Genomic DNA, 17,857 nt, shown 5'->3' with positions numbered 1-17,857 from the left:
GACGTCCCCCAACGCGGGGCCGGAGCGGCGTCCCCACGTCGTGTGTCGTGCGTGGCGCGGCATCAGTGTCCTCCGTGATGCATGTGCTCGTGTCCGTCGCCACCGTCGGCGACCAGGTCGTCCTCGGGGCGGTGGTCGCCGCCGGGCTCCAATGGCGGGGCGATCGAACCGTGGTCGTCATCGCCGAACCGGCCACGCGCCGACGACAGGATCACTGCGCAGATCATCGTCGCCAGCAACGTCACGCCGGCCGTCTCGAACACCAGCATTGACCGGCCGAGCAGCTCGACGCCCAGGGCGCGGATCGTCGTGGCGGTCGGATCGACAGGTGCGTCCGGGAAGTCGCCTGCGATGGCGACGACGCCGAGGCCGACGGCGGTCAGCGCGCCCGCGGCGATCGCGACACGCGGCTGGTGGACCATGTTCATCGGGTTCAGGCCGGCGGGGTTCATCATGAACATCACCATGAACAGCGCCATGACGACCATCTCCACGGTCATCATGAAGACCAACGCCGTTCCCAGGTACTCGGCCAGCAGCAGCACAAGGATCGCGCCGACGTTGAGGAACGACGCGAGCAGAAGGAACGATGCGCGCACCATTGAGTCGGTGCGGAACACCCGCCAGCCCGTCCAGATGGCGCCGGCGGAGAAGACGGCGAACGCAACGGTCACCACAGCGAGACGACCCCCGCGATCGCAAGATCGGCGAACGCCAGCGGCAGCAGCACGGTCCATGCCACCCGCACGAAGCGCTCGGGGCTCACGCGCGCCAGCAGGTGCCTGCCAGCCAGCACCGTGACCGCCACGCCGGCGGTCTTGAGCGCCATCCAAACGGCGCCGGGCAGCACCGGACCGAACCAGCCGCCCAGGAACACCGCGGCCGCGGCCGTGGCGAAGGAGACCAGCATGGCGGCACGGGCGGCCGACCAGACGAGCCGCGGCACGCCGCTGGCCTCCGTCGCACCGCCCCCCGCCAGGTCTGTGGCGTCGACGACGCCGAGCGGACCGGTGAAGGTGACGCCGGCCGCCACGACCAGGAACAGTGGGAGGCCCAGCGGTTGGCGGACGACGTTCCACACCGACTGCTGCGACGCCACGATCGCGCCGATCGAGAGCGACTCGGCGGGCAGCGCTGCTGCGATCAGCACGAACATGCTGAGCAGCTCATAGGACAGCGCGACACCGACGAGGCGGTACCCGGCGACAAGCGGCAGCGCCGAGTTCGGCGCCCACCCGTGCAGGAAGATCGCGACGATCGCCAGAGCCTCCGCGGCACCGAACACCACGATGCCGGTCCGCACATCGGCGACGGCCACGCCCGGAGCCAGCGGCACGACGCTGAGTGTCATCGCAGCCAGACCCGCATACGCGGCGGGCGCCCAGACCCGTAGGATGGTGTCTGGCGCCTCTGTGGTCACGGGCTGCCGTCGGATGAGGGCCATTGCCTCGCGCGCCGGCGCAGTCACGGTCGTCGCCAGGGTCGACCGTTGTCCGGCGACAAGCGCGAACAGGACGCGGTCGGCGACGGCGACCAGGTAGGCGCCCACGGCGAGCACGACCGCGACCAGCGCCACCGCCGGCGCCGGTGACAGCGCGGTGACCTCGGTCATGACGCCACCGCCGCTGCCGGCTGCTGCGCTCGTACGTCCACGCTCGCCAGCGTGGCCATGGCGTCGCCCAGAGTCATGCCGGTCAGCACAGTCTCGATCGTCGCCTGGTCCTCCGGCGCCGCTGGCGTGACAACAGTCCCATCGAGTGCGCTGACCAGCGACGCGAGGCGGGCCCGCCAACGATCCGCGGCGTCGACGCCGTCCATCGCGCCGACGCCCCGGTGGGTCCACAGCAGCCCGCTGCGTCGGATGCGCCGTTCGAGGCGACGGGCATCGCGGACCAGCGCCGTGCGGTCCGCGGTGTCGGCGACCCGGCCGGCGAGTGCCGCTGTGCGTGCCGCCAGCGCGTCGAGGCCGGCCACGTGCAATCCGTGCGCGGTCCGGCGCAGCAGGTGGCGTGCGGTGCGCAGGTCCCTCCGGTCCGGCTGCGGGAACCTGCTGTTGTGAGCTGCGGCGATGGTCAGCTCGACCTCTCGAAGCACGTCGCCCTGCAGCGTCACCTTCAGCCGGCAGCCGCCCGGCAGCGGATCGAGGAAGGGGCCGAGCGTGAGGTTGAGCTGGTCGAGCGCCAGCCCGTCACGGTCATCGCCGGTCATCGCCATCGGACGGCCGTAGGGCGCGCCGCCCATCATCCCCTCGCCACCCTGTCCGAACGGACCGACGCCGCGCCACTCGTTGGGCTCGGTGTCGGGCAGCAGATCGTCCGCGCCCCGCTCGGGTGTCGCCAGCACCGCGGCCTGTGCCTCGTGGAGGGCGTCGACCAGCGCTGCGACGTCGCCGGCGACCGTCTGTGCAGGCACCTCCGCCGCGGCCTCCGCGGGCCGCCACGCGACGACGGCGCGAGGGCGCGGGAGCTGATCGTGGACGCGGTGCAGCGCCTCGCGGTCGGCGTCGGAGACCGTGCCTGCGATCAGCAGGACGGTCGCGTGGCGCGGGGAGGCCGCCAGCCGGACCCCCGGCACGCCGCGCAGGTCCTGCACGGGCTCCCAGGCGTCGGCGCCGGCTGCAACCGCTACGCCCACCTCGTGCGGCGTCACTGCCATCGGAACGCGCCCTCGCGCCAGGCATAGACGACGCCGACCGACAGGATCCCCAGGAACATCCCCATCTCGGCGAGCGCCTTGACACCCTCCTCGACGAACACGACCGCCCAGGGGTACATGAACATCATCTCCATCTCGAAGGCGATGAACAGCAGGGTCATGGGGTAGTAGCGGACGTGGAACCGGCTCCAGGCGTGCGTTCTGGGCTCCAGTCCGCCGAGCACCGGGACGCGTTGTGGGGCGGTCGAGCGGTACGGCGACGTGTGGCGGGCCGCGACCACACACGCCGCCGTCGCGACTGCCGCGGCGGCGGCCACGGTCAACGACGACAGGAAGGCGGCCAGCACCGTGCTCACCGGTCCCCGCGGGCGGCCGGGTCGTCGGTCGCGACGACGTCCAGCACGCGGGGCGCCCAGGTGTTGGTGAGACGGTAGTAGACGACCCGCCCATCGCGTCGGTTCTGCACCACGCCGGCGGTGCGCAGCAGGCGCAGCGCGTGCGAGACCGACGAGTCGCTCACGTCGAGCACCAGCACGAGGTCGCCGACGCAGAGCTCGCCGGCAGCGTGGAGGGCCGACACGATGCGCACGCGGACGGGATCGGCCAGCAGGCGCAACGCGTCAGCGGTACGCTCACCGGCGGCCGAGGACAGTACCAGCTGCCGTGCCGCCGCGACCATCGCCGCGTCGATCGGGTGTTCGTGATCCAGGTCGGACACGTAGCGAGCATACCCTCACAGCCGCAGAGATGTAAGGATGTAGTGATGAGCGCCCGTCACGTCCCGATCACCATGCACCCACCGCCCGCACGACCTACGAGAACGTGAACCGCATGCGCGACGCTCGGTCGCCCTCGTAGGTGACGATGCAGCGGTCCCCGTCGTCGGTGAGCGCGTAGACGGCCTCCGTGCCTGTCGGGCTCCCGGTATTCTCGGAGCTCTCGGCATCGTCCCGGGCCTCCGCCGGTTCGCCCAGGACCTCCTCGATCTCGCCGCGGGAGGCGCCCACCCGGAAGGGCAGGCTCGTGGCGTACTCGCTGCTGGTGATCGTGATGTCCGAGATGAACTCGCGGGTCGGCTCGCGCAGCTCGCGGACGACGACCTCCAGCCCCTCGTAGCGCATCGTGATGACCGTGCCCGGCCGCTGATCCTGAGGTGGACTGGTCTCGTCGGTCTCGTAGGGATCGCCGAGGGCCTCAATGACATCGTCGGTGTCGGTCCCGGGGATCGCGAGCGAATCGGGGTCCAGCAGCGGTCGCAGTGAGGTCCCGCTGCGCTCGATCTGCCGCAGCTCCGTCGCCGTGAGCTCGGCGCAGCCGGTCGCCAGTACACCGAGCAGGGCGAGGAGGACGAGCACCCGTGGACCCGCCCGGTTCCTGCGCATCCTGGCATCCTCGACCATCAGCAACGGCTCCCCCGGTGCCGCGACCAGCCGTGCCTTGCGGACATGATGTCGCTCCTACAGCGTGCTGACGTCGACGGGGGTCGGAGCGCATGCGCCGGTCCCCGTCATTGTCGACGGCCCTTCATCGTAGCCATGTGACCGCGAATCATGCGAGCCGATCGCAGTCGGTTCGCCGGCTGCGTCGTGAGCCCGCACTGTGGACCGTCGTCGCGCGCCACCCGCGTCAGACCGTCGCCTCCAACCTCCGGCGAAGCCGATCGAAGCCGTCCAGCGGTCCTTGAGGATGTCGACGACGCGGCTCGCCGCCTTCGACCACGGTGCGGTCCTCACCGTCGTCCTGGCGTTGATCGGCTGGCGATCGTCGTGGACGTGCTCGGTGCCGGCCTCCGTCGTACCCTACGTTGACACTGCGCACCGCCCCGTCGCATCCGTCGGCGACGTAGGTTGGTCGGTGCGGACCGGGAACACTTCCGACACACCTCAAGCAGGCGGCTGAAAGAGTTCCTCGTGACGCCCTCCGCGGCCTCGACGACAAGACCGCGCGCCTATCGCCACGACGCGCTCTTCTACGACGGTGCCGACGAGTTCCACGCGTCGGTGTCGGCGTTCCTCGCCGATGCCATGGCGGCGGGTGAGCCGACGCTCGTGGTCGCCTCGGCCGAGAAGATCGAATGGCTGCGCGACCTGGCCGATGCGGACATGGTCCAACTCGCGGACATGGGCGACGTGGGACGCAACCCCGCGCGGATCATCCCGAAGTGGCGTGCGTTCGTCGACTCCCATCCGTCGACGTCGCTGCGGGGCGTCGGGGAGCCGATCACCACGGCCCGCGGACGTGACGACCTGGTCGAGGCCCAGCACATGGAGGCGCTGCTCAACGTCGCGTTCGCCGCCGCCGATGACTTCTGGCTCCGGTGTCCCTACGACATCGGAGCGCTGGACCCCGCGGTCGTCGACGGGGCCCGACGCAGCCATCCGTTCATCGTCCAGGGCGACAACGATGTTGCCAGCGACCTGTATGAGGGACCGGAGGTCGCGACGAGTTCCGTGCTCGACGCGCCGCTGCCGGAGCCATTGGCTCCGCCTGTGGCCTTCACCCTGCGACCGGGTCGGCTGAAGCAGTTCCGGACGTTCGTCGCCGAGCAGGCGGCCGCCGCGGGCCTGGAAGAGTCCCGCGTCGAGGATCTCGTGCTCGCTGCCAACGAGATCGCGAGCAACAGCCTCCTGTACGCAGGCGGCGGCGCCGATGTGCGCATCTGGCGTGACCACGCCGTGGTCTGCGAGGTGCGCGACGCCGGGGTGATCACCGATCCCTTCATCGGCCGCGTGGTGCCAGGCCACGAGGAGCACGACCCGCGGGGTCTGTGGATGGTCAACCAGGTCTGTGACATCGTGCAGGTCCGCTCGTCGGCACAGGGCAGCGTCGTCCGCCTGCACGTGCATCCCTGAGGGCCGGCGGGTCGGCGTGCTCCCCGTCGCCGCCAACCCTCTGCGACCAACGCCGACGCTTCCGTCGCGCGGCACAGTGCGGTATCCTGCCATCCTCCGGCCGTCGTTGATTGGCGCCGCAGACATGCGTAGCTGAGGTCACAGCCACCCGCGCAGCGTGCGCGGATGTCGTCGTCACCTCGGCGGACGGGCGGCGCCAAACCCGGACGAGCGTCCCTGTGGCATCCCGATCCGCCCGGGTCCGCGCCGACGGTCGCGTCGGCCTGCTGCCACAGCACCTCCCACCGCAGACGGACCGGCCGGTCGACGACGTGCTCGGCGTGGCCACACAACGCCATGCCCTGTGTGGGGTCGAAGCGGGCGACGTCACGGCGGAGCACCTCGAGATCCTCGTCGGTGCGTTGGACGTCGACGCGCGCGCCCGCGCAACGCTCGATCGGCTCGGGCTCGCGCACGTCGGCCTGGACAGCACGGTCGCCTGTCGGGCGGGGAGTCGGTGCTGCTCGCCCCTGGCCGGCTGCTCGTCGATCCGCCGGACGTGCTGCTTCTCGACGAGCCGACCGACAACCTCGACGGTCGTCACCGCGCCCGACTGTACGAGGCCGTCGACGCCTACCGCGGCGTGCTCGTGGTCGTCGGCCACGACCGCACACTGCTCGGGCACACGGACCGCATCGCCGAGCTGTGCGACGGCACGGTCCGGGTCCACGTCGGCGACCTTGCTGACCCCAACGCGCGGTGGCTGACTCCAACGGTTCGCCGGTACGGCTGTGGCGGCGGCCAGTGGACCTGGGGCTCCGTGGACCCGAGCGCGTGGCGCTGGTCGGGGCGAACGGCACGGGGAAGACAACGTTGCTGTGCATGCTCGCGGGGCGACCGTCGTCGCGCCCGGCACGTTGCCCCTCAGCGCCTACAAGACCGCCCTCGTCCACGTCCGGGACGCGGACTGAGTCGACGCTCCGGGGAGCCATCACCCACAGTGGTCGTTCGGCTCCCCACGCGGTCCGGCCCGGCCGTCCGGGGAGCCAACGCACGACGGTGGTGCTCTGCTTCCCCAGCGACGATCGTGCGGTCTGACGGTCGGCGGTCAACGCGCGCCGAACCCGTCGAGCCAGGACCCCAGCTCCTCGAGGGGTGCGCTGCGCAGCGCATACCACCGGTGGCGGCCGTCTGCCCGGACGGCTGCGACACCTGCCTCCCGCAGCGTCCGCAGGTGCTTGGACACCGCGGGCTGGGCCATGTTCAGCTCGAGGACCAGCCCGCCGACCGTGCGCTCGCGCTCGTGCAGGAGCTCCATGATCCGGCGGCGGGTGGGATCCCCGATCACCGCGAAGACGGTCGGTGGTCCGCCGGCCGTCCGCCCCGCCGCCTGCGTGTGACGGTGGATGCGGTGCCGCTGCGGCCTGGCCAACGCATGCCTCCTTCGGCATATGAACGGCTCCACGATAGCAGACTGCCGGGTCGTGCCGGCGGTCAGGCCGCCCCGCCCTTCGGCAGCACGACGCGGCCATCGTCGAGCAGGCGGAACCCTGGGTTGTGGGCGAACTCCCACAGGTGCCCGTCGGGGTCCGCCGCGTAGCCGATGTAGCCACCCCAGTCGGTGCGGTACGCCGACCGGACCACCTGGCCGCCGGCGGCTGCGGCTGTGGCCAGCGCGGCGTCCACATCCGCCTCAGAGGGCACGTTCATGGCCAGTGAGATGGGCGCCGCGTGCTCCGTGGCCGGCATCGCCACGCCGGCGTCCGCGGCGAGGTCGTCGCGGCCGTACAACGACAGGACGACACTGTCGCCCTGCATGAAGACCACCTCGCCGGCCACCGACGCCGTCGACCGGTGCCAGCCAAGGGCGGTGTAGAAGGCCGCCGACCGCTCGAGGTCGGCGACGCCGAGCGTGATCAGGGTGACCGTGGGCATGTCGGGCCTTTCGTGAGCGCTGCGACCAGGATCGGCCGTCGGGACGCGGCCGGACCTGCCTCCACCGCGATGATGGCAGATGCCGCACCGTTTCGACGTCGCGGCACGCTGACGTGACCGGACCGGATGCGCGCGCGGCCGCCGGTGACCGGACGGTTCCCGGATGCGGCTGTGGCCGCTCAGTCGAGCGCGGCGAGCACCGCATCGGTCAGCTCCGGCGCACCGGCGTCGTGCGCGGCGCCTCGTGCAGCAGGTCCGGGTCTCATCGGTCGATGCGGTCCCCCCAGGTCCCGGGTCAACGTCGTCCCTTCCGCGCTGACCGCCTCGACGGCGGCCATGCCCGCCACTCGTCGACGACGGCGTAGCGCCGACCCCATGTCGCCCGTGGCACCCCGCGGCGCCAGGACCGGGCACGCCAACCGTCGGCCCGCGTCGAGGTCGGCGCGGTCGCGGGTAGCCGTGCAGCAGGAGCAGTGGTGGGCCGTCACCACCGTGGACGAGGTTCGGGGTGACGTCGTCCACCGTCCGGGCGTCGTCGAAGCCCTCGAACCACCTCGGCGTGCCCGTGCCCGTGCCGGTGCCGGCAACTCAGCTGGGCTTGGCCGTGAGCCCGACCGCCTGGAGTCCCGCGATGACCGCGGCCTCGTCGTTGTCGGAGGTGTCGCCGCTGGCGCCCACGGCGCCGATGACCGCGCCGTCCCCGTCGACGACGAGCACGCCACCCGGGACGGGGACCAGGGCACCACCGACCGCGGCGCCGGCCGCGGCGATGAAGTATGGGCGCTCCTCCGCCATGGCGTTCAGCTGCCGCGAGTTGACGCCCAGCGCGATGGCGCCGTGCGCCTTGCCGTGCGCGATCTGGAACCGGTGGGTCGACGAGCCGTCCTCACGCTCGAACGCCAGCAGATGCCCACCGGCGTCGAGCACCGCCACCGACAGGGGCTTGAGCCCCTTGTCGCGTCCCGCCGCGCGGGTCGCGGCGATGATCTGACGAGCGGTCTCCAGGCCCAGGCTCATGTCACGTCCTCCTGTTGGTCCTCGCCCTCCGGCTCGCTGACGCTCGCCCGCACCTCGGCCTCCGGCGCCTGTGCGTCGGGCAGGGCGGGGAAGCCGTGCAGCTTCGCCTCCTCGCGGCGACGGTGCAGGATGGGCTCGGTGTAGCCCGACGGCTGCTCCGTGCCCTTCAGGATCAGATCGCGCGCGGCAGTGAAGGCGGGCCCGTCGAAGCCGGGGGCCATCGGTGTGTACAGCGGGTCGCCCTCGTTCTGTGCGTCGACCTTCTCGGCCATGCGACGCAGCGCCTCGTCGGCCTGCTCGACCGAGACCACACCGTGGTCCAGCCAGTTGGCGATGTGCTGCGACGAGATGCGGCACGTCGCGCGGTCCTCCATCTTGCCGACGTCGTTGATGTCCGGAACGGTGGAGCATCCCACGCCCTGCTGCACCCAGCGGACGACGTAGCCGAGGATCCCCTGGCAGTTGTTGTCCAGCTCGTCGCGGATCTCGTCGTCGCTCCACGTCGGGTCGGCCAGCGGGATGGTCAGCAGGTCCTCGATCGGTGCGAGCTCCCGGTCCGCCAGCTCGTGCTGGCGCGCGGACACGTCGACCTGGTGGTAGTGCGTGGCGTGCAGCGTCGCGGCGGTCGGCGACGGCACCCACGCCGTGTTCGCGCCGACGGTCGGATGGCCGATCTTCGCCTGGAGCATGGCCGCCATGTTGGCGGGCTCGGCCCACATGCCCTTGCCGATCTGGGCGCGGCCCTGCAGCCCGCACGCCAGCCCGATGTCGACGTTGCGGTCCTCGTACGCCAGCATCCACGGCTGGGTCTTCATCTCCGCCTTGCGGACCATCGGCCCTGCCTCCATCGACGTGTGGATCTCGTCGCCGGTGCGGTCCAGGAAGCCGGTGTTGATGAAGGCCACGCGGGACTTCGCGGCGCGGATGCACTCCTTGAGGTTCGCGCTCGTCCTCCGCTCCTCGTCCATGACGCCGATCTTGACGGTGTGGGGCGGCAGACCCAGCAGGTCCTCGACGCGCGTGAAGATCTCGTCGGTGAACGCCACCTCGTCGGGGCCGTGCATCTTGGGCTTGACGACGTACACCGAGCCAGCGGGGGAGTTGCGGTCGGCCTTGGGCCGGTCGGCGTCGGCCATCGCGCACAGCACCGTGACGGCGGCGTCGAGCAGGCCCTCGAACACCGGCTCGCCCTCGGCGTCGAGCACGGCCGGCGTGGTCATAAGGTGGCCGACGTTGCGGACCAGCATCAGCGACCGGGCCCGCACCACGACCTCGGATCCGTCGGAACCGGTCAGGATGCGGTTGTCATGCAGCCTTCGGATGAACGACTCGCCGCCCTTGTCGACCCTCGCCGCCAACTCACCCGTGACCAGGCCGAGCCAGTGGCGGTAGGCCATCGCCTTGTCCACCGCGTCGACCGCCGCGATCGAGTCCTCGCAGTCCACGATCGTCGTGACGGCCGCCTCGATGACGACGTCAGCGACCCCCGCGGTGTCCATCTGCCCGATCCGGTCGTCGGGATCGATGCGCAGCTCGATGCCCAGGCCGTGGTGGCGCAGCAGCACGCTGCTCGGGGCGTCCGCATCGCCGCGGTACGCCACGAACTGCTCAGGCTCGGCCAGGCCGACGTTGCCGCCGTCGACGGTCGCGACCAGGGCACCGTCGGCGATCCGGTAGCGCGTGACGGCGCTGTGTGACGCGCCGTCGAGCGGGATCGCGTCGTCCAGGAAGTCGCGCACCCTGGCGATCACGCGTTCGCCGCGGTCGGTGTTGAACCCGCCCGGCGGTGGCTCGTCGCCCATCGCGTCGGTGCCGTACAACGCGTCGTACAGCGACCCCCAGCGGGCGTTGACGGCGTTCAAGGCATACCGGGGGTTGGTGACGGGTACCACCAGCTGCGGTCCGGCGATCTCGGCGATCTCGGGATCGACGCCGCTCGTGTCGATGATGAAGTCGTCGCCGTCCGCCACCAGGTAACCCAGCTCCTTGAGCAGCGCCAGGTAGGCCTGCTGGTCGTGCGGCTCATCGCGGCGGGCGCGGTGCCAGTCGTCCAGGCGCTGCTGCAGATCCTCGCGCACCGCGAGCAGCTCGCGGTTGCGTGGCGTCAGGTCCGCGATGATCGACGCGAACCCGGCCCAGAACCGCTCCTCGTCGACGCCGGCGGCCGGGATCGCCTCATTGGTCAGGAAGTCGTGCAGCGGCCGGCCGACCTGCAGTCCGGCGACCTCGATCAGGTCCGTGGGCATCGTCGCTCCCGCGTCCGAGAAGGGATGGTGGCTCAGATCAGGACCATGCCCGGATCCCGCACGCCGAACACCGGATCCCCCCAGTGGGCAGCCCGCCGTCAGCTGACGGTGACCGCGCCTTGGCGTCATCGCAGGTGCCGGCGAGCGACCACGCGGGGGTCGAAGCCGAATGGCAGCTCGAGGCGGTGCCGCGAGAGCACGACGTCGTCAGCCAGCAGGTCCGGCGTCGCGCCGTCGGCGACCACGCGCCCACCGTCGATGATCACCGACCGTGGACACAGCTCGAGTGCGAACGGCAGGTCGTGGGTGATCACGAGCTGCGTGATCTCCAGGGCCTGGAGCACGGTGACGAGCTCCCGCCGACCGGCCGGGTCGAGCCCGGAGGTCGGCTCGTCGAGCGCCAGCACGTCGGGACGCATCGCGAGCACGGTGGCCAGTGCGACCCGGCGACGCTCGCCACCGCTCAGGTGGTGTGGTGCGCGCGTGCGCAGCTCACCGGCGCCGACGGCGGCGAGCGCCTCGTCGACCCGCGCCTCCAGGTCCGCGCCACGCAGGCCGAGGTTCGCCGGTCCGAACGCGACGTCCTCGGCGACGGTCGGCATGAACAGCTGGTCGTCGGCGTCCTGGAACACCAGCCCGACGCGCCGGCGGACTTCGGTGAGGTCGGGCTCGGCCACAAGCAGGCCCCCGATGCGGACCGTGCCGGTGTCCGGGAGGTTGATGCCGTTGAGGTGCAGCGCCAGCGTCGTCTTGCCGGCGCCGTTCGGTCCCAGCAGCGCGATCCGTTGGCCCTCCTTGACGCGCAGGTCCAGTCCCGACAGCGCCTCGTGGCCGTCGGGGTAGCGGAAGCGCAGGCCGCTGACCTCCACCGCGGGGGTGGACGCGCGGGGACCGCCATCGGTCGCCGGCTGCATCGCTCGCCCTGCGGTCGTCATGCCGCAGCCACGAGCGCGGACGTGGTCGCCACCCACGCGACGAGGGGGAAGAGGGCCGCCGTCCACCACTGCCGGGCACTCGCCCGCGGCACGCCGATCTCCGGCATCGTGCCCGTGTAGCCGCGCGCCAGCATCGCTGCATGGACCCGTTCGCCGCGCTCGTAGGATCGGATGAACAACGCACCCGCGGACGTCGCCACGGGGCGGGCCTGCCACAGCCAGCGCGGCGCGTGGCCCCGTGCCGCCATCGCCGTCCGCATGCGGCCGAGCTCACCGGCGATGACCTCGAGGTAGCGCACCATGAAGCTGGCGATCGCGGTCAGGACCGCCGGGACTCGCAGTCGGATCATGCCGGTCAGCATGCGTGGCACCTCGGTCGTGGCCGCCAGCAGGATGCTCGCCGTCGCCCCGAGCGTCGCCTTCGCGATGACGTTCCAGGCACCCCACAGGCCGTCGCGGGAGACGGCGGCGCCGAGCACGTCGATGCGCTCGCCGGACCCTACGAACGGAATCAGCACCGCGAACGCGATGAAGGGCACGACGACGAGCAGGCGACGCAGGACGAAGCCGGGCCTGATGTGCGACACGGCGGCCGCCGTCGCGACGATGGCCGCGTGCACGGCGAAGGTCCACATCTGCTCGCGTGGTGTCACGGCGACGGCGGCCACGAACGCGACCGTCACGGCCACCTTCACCTCCGGCGCCAGCCGGTGCGCCGCGGAGTGCGCGTGAACGTAGAGCGGGTGGCTGTGGCCTGCGCCCATGTCAGGGGGTGCCGGCTGTCCGTGGTGACCGATCGGCGTCCGAGGGCCTGGTCGACGTGCGGTCCCGGATGGCGACGATGACACCCAGGCCGACGACCAGAGTGATGACGACACCGGTCCCGCCTGCGACCGCGAGGCTGACCGAATCGTTGCGGAGGCCCGCGGTCGCGTAGTCGGCGAACGGCCCGGTCGCCAGAGCGTGGTCCTCGGCGCTCGCGATGAAGCCCTGGTCCTCCGCGACGCGTTCGAGGCCATCAGGGCCGGGGGCGCCGAACTGGCTGACGACCGCGGCGACCAGCAGCGCCACCAGCACCGCGCCGATCACGAACGGTCGCATGCCGATCCGTGGTCGCCTGGCGGTCTGGGTGCGGTCCAGATCGCGTGCGCCGTACACCAGATCCGGGCGGGCGGCGAGCACCGCGCCGACGGCCAGTGCGCTGATCAGGCCCTCGCCCATGCCGATCAGCAGGTGCACCCCGACCATCGCGCCGAACACGGTGTCGAACGGCACCGGCGCGGTGGCGCCGAACAGCCACTCGACGGCGAACGCCGCCGCGGACAGCGGCACGGACAGGCCCGCCGCGATGCCGGTGGCCGCCACGACTCCGGTCGCGTTGTCCGGCAGCACCCGACGCAGCAGGACGAACATGCCGTAACCGCCGAACGCGGTCACGATCGCCATGTTGAGCACGTTGTAGCCGAGCGCCGTCAGCCCGCCGTCGGCGAAGGCCAGTGCCTGCACCGCGACCACCACTGTGACCACGACCGCGCCCGTCGCAGGGCCGAGCAGGATCGCGGCGAGCGCACCGCCCAGCAGGTGCCCGGTGGTGCCGGCGGCGACCGGGAAGTTGAACATCTGCGCGGCGAAGATGAACGCGGCGGCGAGCCCCGCCAGCGGGACCTGCCGGTCGGCGAGGGAGGTGCGCATGTGACGCAGCGACGTCCCCACGGCACCGGCGCTCAGCGCTCCTGTCGTGACTGCAGTGCCTGCGTTCAGGAAGCCGTCGGGAGCGTGCACCGGTGATCCTCCGGTCGGAGGGAGCTGGCTCGACCCGTCAAGGGCCCAGAGGGGACCACGATAGCCACTATCGCGAGTGGTTCGCAATAGTTCGGAGTCGTTCAGGACGCCTCGGCGTCCGTCTGACAGTCGGCGCACGTACCGACGACGGACAGCTCGACCGACGTCGCGTCGAACGCGTGTCCGCGGCGCAGGTGCTCGACGATCCGCGTGACGAGATCACCCGCGTGGTGGTCGACGCGACCGCACGTGTCGCAGACCAGGTGGAAGTGCTCGTCGGGATGCGCAAGCTCCCACCGCGTGACGTCCTCGTCTCCCAGACGGGATTCCCGCACGAGGTCGAGCTGGGCGAACAGGGCCAGCGACCGGTAGACGGAGGCGAGGTTCACGCCGGGGTGGCGCTCGGCGACGCGTGCGGCGACCTCCTCGACGGTCAGGTGTCCGTCGGCGTCCATGAGGGCGCGCCAGACCGCCTGCCGTGGACGGGTGACCCGGAAGCCCCTGTCACGCAGTTGGTCGGTGAGGTCGCCTGCACTGGACATCAGCCCAGGGTACGCGGACGGTCCCGTCCGGCCCGGGGCCGCTGCCGCGGGACACCGCTGGTCCTCGAAGCGCACCGTCGGTGCCCGGGGCACACGCTCGAACGTGTCCGTCAGGTACCGCACGTGACCCTCGATGGCGGCGGCGTGCTCGGCATGATACGGCGGAGGGGGTCACGGCGCGGGCCCGACGATCCGCACGGCGACGTGAAGGGAGACGACCATGGATGTTGCCCGTCTGGAGGCCTGAGCATCGGCGTGGCGACGTCGGCGTTCCAGATCGAGGGGGCCGCCACGGCGGACGGCAAGGGCCCGTCGATCTGGGACGAGTTCACCCGCGTGCCGGGTGTGATCGGCGACGGGACGAACGCGGACCACGCGACCGAGCACCACGCGCGGGTCGACGAGGACCTCGACCTGCTCGTGTGGCTCGGCGTGGACGCCTACCGGTTCTCGATCTCATGGCCGCGGATCCAACCGGACGGTCGCGGACGACCCAACAGCGCGGGGCGGGGGTTCTACGACCGCCTCGTGGACGGCCTGCTCGAGCGTGCGATCACCCCGCTGGCGACGCTGTACCACTGGGACCTGCCTGCTGCGCTGCAGCAGGACGGTGGGTGGCCCGCACGCGACACGGCGCTGCGCTTCGCCGACTACGCGGCGCTCACCGCCGCGCGCCTCGGTGACCGCGTCAGCATGTGGGCCACGCTCAACGAGCCGTGGTGCGCTGCCTTCCTCGGCCATCACACGGGCGTGCACGCGCCCGGCATCCGCGACGACCGGGCGGCCGTCGCCGCGGCGCACCACCTGCTGCTGGCGCACGGCCACGGTGCCGAGGCGGTGCGCAGTGCGGGGGGTCGCGAGGTCGGCCTCGTCCTCAACCCGGCGCCGGTGTGGCCTGCGAGCGACGACGATGCCGACCGCGAGGCGGCGCGCCTCGTCGACGGCGTGCGCAACCGCCTGTGGCTCGACGCGGTCTGCCGCGGCCGGTATCCCACGGACGTCCTGGAGGCATTTGGTGAGGTCGCGGACCTGTCGTGCATCCGCGACGGCGAACTCGCTGTCATCGCCACGCCGATCGACTGGCTCGGCGTGAACTTCTACAACCCCGAGCAGGCTGCGGCCGGCGGCGACGGGCGGCCGGCGGTCGGCCCCGGCCTCGACGGCATCACCCAGCCCGAGATCGACGCTGAGCGCACGCAGCTGGGCGGGCCGATCCACCCGCCGTCGATGACCGACATCCTGCAGCGCATCACCGATGACTACGGTCCGCTGCCGCTGTGGGTGACGGAGAACGGCGCGGCCTACGACGATGCCCCGGGTCCCGACGGCGAGGTGCGCGATGAGGCACGGGTGCGTTACCTCGACGGGCACCTGACCGCGGCGCTCGAGGGACGCGACGCGGGTGTCGACCTGCGTGGCTACATGGTCTGGTCGTTCCTGGACAACTTCGAGTGGGCCGAAGGCTTCGTGCCTCGGTTCGGCGTTGTCTTCGTCGACTACGAGACCCAGCAGCGGGTGCCCAAGTCCAGCGCCAACTGGCTGCGCGACCTGCTCGCGTCGCGGGCGTCCTGAGCTCACGGGGTCGCGTACAGTTCCACCGCGCAGGTCGAGCACGACGGGAAGGGTGACCATGACCGATGGCACCGGAACGGATCAGGACCTGGAACCCGAGGAGCCGAGCGAGGCCGGTGTCTCCGAGGCCGAGCCCGACGTCTCCCACGTCGAGGCCGCCCGGCTGCTCGCCGACCAGGCCGGGGAGCGCCTCGAGGCCCAGGGCTTCGACCGGGAGGAGATCCGCAAGTGGGCCGATGCCTACGCGCGCGAGGAGGGGTCCGGCGACGTGGACGACCTCGTCGAATGGATCGCACGGCAGGAACACACCGGCTGACCTCCGTCCGTCGGGACGCGGGGGACCGCACGCGGATCCGGCACGCGGCTGGGATCGTCACCGGTCGGGAGTATGGTCGACGCATGGAGCGCCTCACCGCGTCGGCGTTGACGCACCTGCTGGTGGCCTCCGACGTGCAGGTCAGCCGGGACTGGTACGTCAACGTGACGTGGCGACGTTGCGTCAGGTGGTGCGGAGCGCCGTGCGCACCGCGGGGGCAACCTTGGTGCCGTAGAGCTCGATCGCGCGCATGATGCGGGCGTGGGGCATGGTTCCCACGCTGAGCTGGAGCAGGAAGCGCTGGTGCCCGAACAGGGAGTGCTGGTGCAGGACCTTGTCGACCACCTGCTCGGGGCCGCCGACGAAGTTCGCGCCGTGCAGTGTGCGGGACGTCTCGAAGGCCTGCCGGCTCATCGGCGGCCAGCCGCGCTCGCGGCCGATGCGGTCCATCATCGTCGCGAACGGCGGGAACGCCTCGTCGGCCGCCTGCTGCGAGGTGTCCGCGATGTAGCCGTGCGAGTTGATGCTGAGTGCCGGTGTCGGGTGCCCGGCCTGCGCGGCGGCGCGGCGATGCAGGTCGGCGAACGGCGTGAAGCGCTCGGGTACGCCGCCGATGATCGCCAGGGCCATCGGCAGGCCTAGCGCGCCTGCACGGACGGCAGAGTTCGGCGTGCCGCCGACCGCCACCCACACCGGCAGTGGATCCTGGACGGGGCGCGGGTAGACGCCGCGGCCGGTGTCGCCCCGACCAGGTCACGTGCTCGCCGCGTCGCAGCTCGAGCAGGAGCTGCAGCTTCTCGGCGAACAGCGCGTCGTAGTCCTCGAGGTCGTGGCCGAACAGCGGGAACGACTCGATGAATGACCCACGGCCGGCCATGATCTCGGCGCGTCCGCCCGACATCAGGTCGACGGTCGAGAACTGCTGGAACACCCGCACCGGGTCGTCGGAGCTGAGCACCGACACCGCGCTGGTCAGGCGGATCCGTTCGGTGCGGGCGGCCGCGGCCCCCAGCACGACCGCGGGCGCCGACACGGCGAAGTCGGGACGGTGGTGCTCGCCGACGCCGAAGACGTCCAGTCCGACCTGGTCGGCGAGCTCGATCTCCTCGAGAAGGTCCGCAAGGCGCTGGCGCGGACTGATGGTCGTGCCCGTCCCGGGATCGGGCGTGCGCTCAGCGAAGGTGTAGATGCCGAGTTGCATCGTGGTCCTGCACGGTGGGGAGGTGGTCGGATCAGGCACGATGCTACGTGGCCGGATGCATCAGATCTCGTCATCGGTCGCGGCGCTGCGCGACGGTGGTGCCGTGGTCACCGGCCCCGACCCCGCCGACCGCCGGCGGACGCTCGTGCGCGCCGCGCCGGAGGCGGAGCAGCAGGCCGCGACACGCATGTCCGACGCGTCGATCGGCGAGGCGGTGGCCGCCGCCGTCGACTCCGACGACCCGCGGGTCGTCGCAGAGGTCCTCGCCGCGCTCGACGTCCTCGCGCAGCGGCTGCTCGCTGCGCCGGCCGACGACGTCCGACGACCGCGGCCGGGCCTCGAGGGTGGCTTCGACGCGATGTACGGCGGCACGCCGCCGTGGGACATCGGCCGGCCACAGACGGTGTTCCAGCTGGCCGACGACGGCGCGATCATCGGTCGCGTCCTCGACGTGGGCTGCGGCACGGGCGAGCACGCCCTGCTGGCTGCCTCACTGGGCCTCGACGCCGTTGGCGTCGACCCCGCGCCAAGGGGCGATCGCGGCGTCGGAGCGCAAGGCCGCCGACCGTGGCTTGAGCGCCCGGTTCGAGGTTCGTCGACAGCCTTCGCGCGGTGCTGCGGTCGGGCGGCCGCTACCACCTGCTCTGCGTGAGCGACGAGCAGCCCGGGCACGTCGGGCCCCGCCGGACCAGCCGTGCGTTCATCCACGCGGCGTTCGTCGAGGGCTGGGAGGTCGAGGCGATCGAGCCGGCGGAGCTCGAGATCACCATGCCTCCCGGAGCGCTACGTGCGTGGCACCCGACGATCGTCAGGCGCTGATGCTGC

At 71.7% G+C, this 17,857-nt stretch carries 20 protein-coding genes and 1 pseudogene; 5 read left to right on the top strand and 16 right to left on the bottom strand.

Annotation, left to right across the window (positions count from 1 at the left end; translation table 11 throughout):
- Positions 1-62: 62 nt before the first annotated feature.
- The 6 genes from VK923_16740 to VK923_16715 all read right to left on the bottom strand — a co-directional run bounded on the left by VK923_16740 (position 63) and on the right by VK923_16715 (position 4,037).
- Positions 63-674 carry an NADH-quinone oxidoreductase subunit J gene (locus tag VK923_16740; protein HSJ46325.1) on the bottom strand — a complete coding sequence of 204 codons (612 nt, stop codon included), beginning with the start codon at positions 672-674 and terminating at the stop codon, positions 63-65.
- Positions 671-1,612, bottom strand: a complete 942-nt coding sequence (locus tag VK923_16735; protein ID HSJ46324.1) for an NADH-quinone oxidoreductase subunit H — start codon at positions 1,610-1,612, stop codon at positions 671-673. The genes VK923_16740 and VK923_16735 overlap by 4 nt, the downstream gene beginning before the upstream one ends.
- A complete protein-coding gene (locus VK923_16730; protein ID HSJ46323.1) occupies positions 1,609-2,655 on the bottom strand; it encodes a hypothetical protein in 1,047 nt (348 codons plus the stop codon). The genes VK923_16735 and VK923_16730 overlap by 4 nt, the downstream gene beginning before the upstream one ends.
- Positions 2,646-3,011 (bottom strand): NADH-quinone oxidoreductase subunit A, encoded by a 366-nt coding sequence (locus VK923_16725; GenBank protein ID HSJ46322.1) that lies wholly within the window; start codon positions 3,009-3,011, stop codon positions 2,646-2,648. The genes VK923_16730 and VK923_16725 overlap by 10 nt, the downstream gene beginning before the upstream one ends.
- Positions 3,008-3,373: a metalloregulator ArsR/SmtB family transcription factor gene (locus VK923_16720; GenBank protein ID HSJ46321.1), complete on the bottom strand. Its 366-nt coding sequence runs from the start codon at positions 3,371-3,373 to the stop codon at positions 3,008-3,010. The genes VK923_16725 and VK923_16720 overlap by 4 nt, the downstream gene beginning before the upstream one ends.
- A 94-nt stretch (positions 3,374-3,467) precedes the next feature.
- The gene (locus VK923_16715; protein HSJ46320.1) at positions 3,468-4,037 is read right to left on the bottom strand and encodes a hypothetical protein; all 570 of its coding nucleotides are present in this window, start codon (positions 4,035-4,037) and stop codon (positions 3,468-3,470) included.
- Positions 4,038-4,565: 528 nt separating this feature from the next.
- On the opposite strand from VK923_16715, the gene VK923_16710 reads away from it, so the two are divergent.
- Positions 4,566-5,507, top strand: coding sequence for a sensor histidine kinase (locus VK923_16710; GenBank protein ID HSJ46319.1), 942 nt, complete (start codon positions 4,566-4,568; stop codon positions 5,505-5,507).
- Between the two features lie 1,087 nt (positions 5,508-6,594).
- On the opposite strand, the gene VK923_16705 is transcribed toward VK923_16710, so the two are convergent.
- The 9 genes from VK923_16705 to VK923_16665 form a co-directional block, all read right to left on the bottom strand.
- Complete coding sequence (locus VK923_16705) at positions 6,595-6,918, bottom strand: metalloregulator ArsR/SmtB family transcription factor (protein ID HSJ46318.1); 324 nt, start codon at positions 6,916-6,918, stop codon at positions 6,595-6,597.
- 62 nt (positions 6,919-6,980) lie between these two features.
- Entirely contained in the window at positions 6,981-7,421 is a 441-nt protein-coding gene (locus VK923_16700; protein HSJ46317.1) for a VOC family protein, read from the bottom strand.
- Between the two features lie 179 nt (positions 7,422-7,600).
- Positions 7,601-7,759: a hypothetical protein gene (locus tag VK923_16695; GenBank protein HSJ46316.1), complete on the bottom strand. Its 159-nt coding sequence runs from the start codon at positions 7,757-7,759 to the stop codon at positions 7,601-7,603.
- Between the two features lie 250 nt (positions 7,760-8,009).
- Positions 8,010-8,438, bottom strand: coding sequence for a heme-binding protein (locus VK923_16690; protein ID HSJ46315.1), 429 nt, complete (start codon positions 8,436-8,438; stop codon positions 8,010-8,012).
- Positions 8,435-10,684, bottom strand: a complete 2,250-nt coding sequence (locus tag VK923_16685) for a malate synthase G (protein ID HSJ46314.1) — start codon at positions 10,682-10,684, stop codon at positions 8,435-8,437. The genes VK923_16690 and VK923_16685 overlap by 4 nt, the downstream gene beginning before the upstream one ends.
- A 125-nt stretch (positions 10,685-10,809) precedes the next feature.
- Positions 10,810-11,619, bottom strand: a complete 810-nt coding sequence (locus tag VK923_16680; protein ID HSJ46313.1) for an ABC transporter ATP-binding protein — start codon at positions 11,617-11,619, stop codon at positions 10,810-10,812.
- Positions 11,616-12,383, bottom strand: coding sequence for a cobalt ECF transporter T component CbiQ (gene cbiQ, locus VK923_16675; protein ID HSJ46312.1), 768 nt, complete (start codon positions 12,381-12,383; stop codon positions 11,616-11,618). Before cbiQ ends, VK923_16680 begins: the two co-directional genes overlap by 4 nt.
- 1 nt (position 12,384) lies before the next feature.
- On the bottom strand, positions 12,385-13,401 hold the full coding sequence (locus VK923_16670) for an energy-coupling factor ABC transporter permease (protein HSJ46311.1): 1,017 nt from the start codon (positions 13,399-13,401) through the stop codon (positions 12,385-12,387).
- A 101-nt stretch (positions 13,402-13,502) separates the two neighbouring features.
- Complete coding sequence (locus VK923_16665; protein HSJ46310.1) at positions 13,503-14,066, bottom strand: Fur family transcriptional regulator; 564 nt, start codon at positions 14,064-14,066, stop codon at positions 13,503-13,505.
- Here VK923_16665 and VK923_16660 point away from each other — a divergent pair, their 5' ends adjacent.
- Together VK923_16660 and VK923_16655 are read left to right on the top strand one after the other, a co-directional pair.
- The gene (locus VK923_16660) at positions 14,067-15,515 is read left to right on the top strand and encodes a GH1 family beta-glucosidase (protein HSJ46309.1); all 1,449 of its coding nucleotides are present in this window, start codon (positions 14,067-14,069) and stop codon (positions 15,513-15,515) included.
- A 58-nt stretch (positions 15,516-15,573) separates the two neighbouring features.
- Positions 15,574-15,831, top strand: a complete 258-nt coding sequence (locus VK923_16655) for a hypothetical protein (GenBank protein HSJ46308.1) — start codon at positions 15,574-15,576, stop codon at positions 15,829-15,831.
- Between the two features lie 183 nt (positions 15,832-16,014).
- On the opposite strand, the pseudogene VK923_16650 reads toward VK923_16655, so the two are convergent.
- Positions 16,015-16,545: pseudogene (locus VK923_16650) on the bottom strand (LLM class flavin-dependent oxidoreductase).
- A gap of 542 nt (positions 16,546-17,087) precedes the next feature.
- Between VK923_16650 and VK923_16645 the strand changes: the two are divergent.
- Together VK923_16645 and VK923_16640 are read left to right on the top strand one after the other, a co-directional pair.
- A complete protein-coding gene (locus VK923_16645; protein ID HSJ46307.1) occupies positions 17,088-17,684 on the top strand; it encodes a hypothetical protein in 597 nt (198 codons plus the stop codon).
- Entirely contained in the window at positions 17,681-17,851 is a 171-nt protein-coding gene (locus VK923_16640; protein ID HSJ46306.1) for a hypothetical protein, read from the top strand. Before VK923_16645 ends, VK923_16640 begins: the two co-directional genes overlap by 4 nt.
- Positions 17,852-17,857 lie beyond the last annotated feature (6 nt).

Source organism: Euzebyales bacterium, assembly GCA_035461305.1.
Classification (GTDB): domain Bacteria; phylum Actinomycetota; class Nitriliruptoria; order Euzebyales; family JAHELV01; genus JAHELV01.
The sequence above is the reverse complement of the archived record's forward strand: the minus strand, read 5'-3'. Positions and strand labels throughout refer to the sequence as shown.

Excerpts from the sequence above, each read along its gene's own strand:
- VK923_16735 (HSJ46324.1), bottom strand. The coding sequence starts at position 1,612 with ATGACCGAGGTCACCGCGCTGTCACCGGCGCCGGCGGTGGCGCTGGTC.
- VK923_16730 (HSJ46323.1), bottom strand. The coding sequence starts at position 2,655 with ATGGCAGTGACGCCGCACGAGGTGGGCGTAGCGGTTGCAGCCGGCGCC.
- VK923_16715 (HSJ46320.1), bottom strand. The coding sequence starts at position 4,037 with ATGCGCAGGAACCGGGCGGGTCCACGGGTGCTCGTCCTCCTCGCCCTG.
- VK923_16700 (HSJ46317.1), bottom strand. The coding sequence starts at position 7,421 with ATGCCCACGGTCACCCTGATCACGCTCGGCGTCGCCGACCTCGAGCGG.
- VK923_16695 (HSJ46316.1), bottom strand. The coding sequence starts at position 7,759 with ATGGCCGCCGTCGAGGCGGTCAGCGCGGAAGGGACGACGTTGACCCGG.
- VK923_16690 (HSJ46315.1), bottom strand. The coding sequence starts at position 8,438 with ATGAGCCTGGGCCTGGAGACCGCTCGTCAGATCATCGCCGCGACCCGC.
- VK923_16685 (HSJ46314.1), bottom strand. The coding sequence starts at position 10,684 with ATGCCCACGGACCTGATCGAGGTCGCCGGACTGCAGGTCGGCCGGCCG.
- VK923_16680 (HSJ46313.1), bottom strand. The coding sequence starts at position 11,619 with ATGACGACCGCAGGGCGAGCGATGCAGCCGGCGACCGATGGCGGTCCC.
- cbiQ (HSJ46312.1), bottom strand. The coding sequence starts at position 12,383 with ATGGGCGCAGGCCACAGCCACCCGCTCTACGTTCACGCGCACTCCGCG.
- VK923_16655 (HSJ46308.1), top strand. The coding sequence starts at position 15,574 with ATGACCGATGGCACCGGAACGGATCAGGACCTGGAACCCGAGGAGCCG.
- VK923_16645 (HSJ46307.1), top strand. The coding sequence starts at position 17,088 with ATGCATCAGATCTCGTCATCGGTCGCGGCGCTGCGCGACGGTGGTGCC.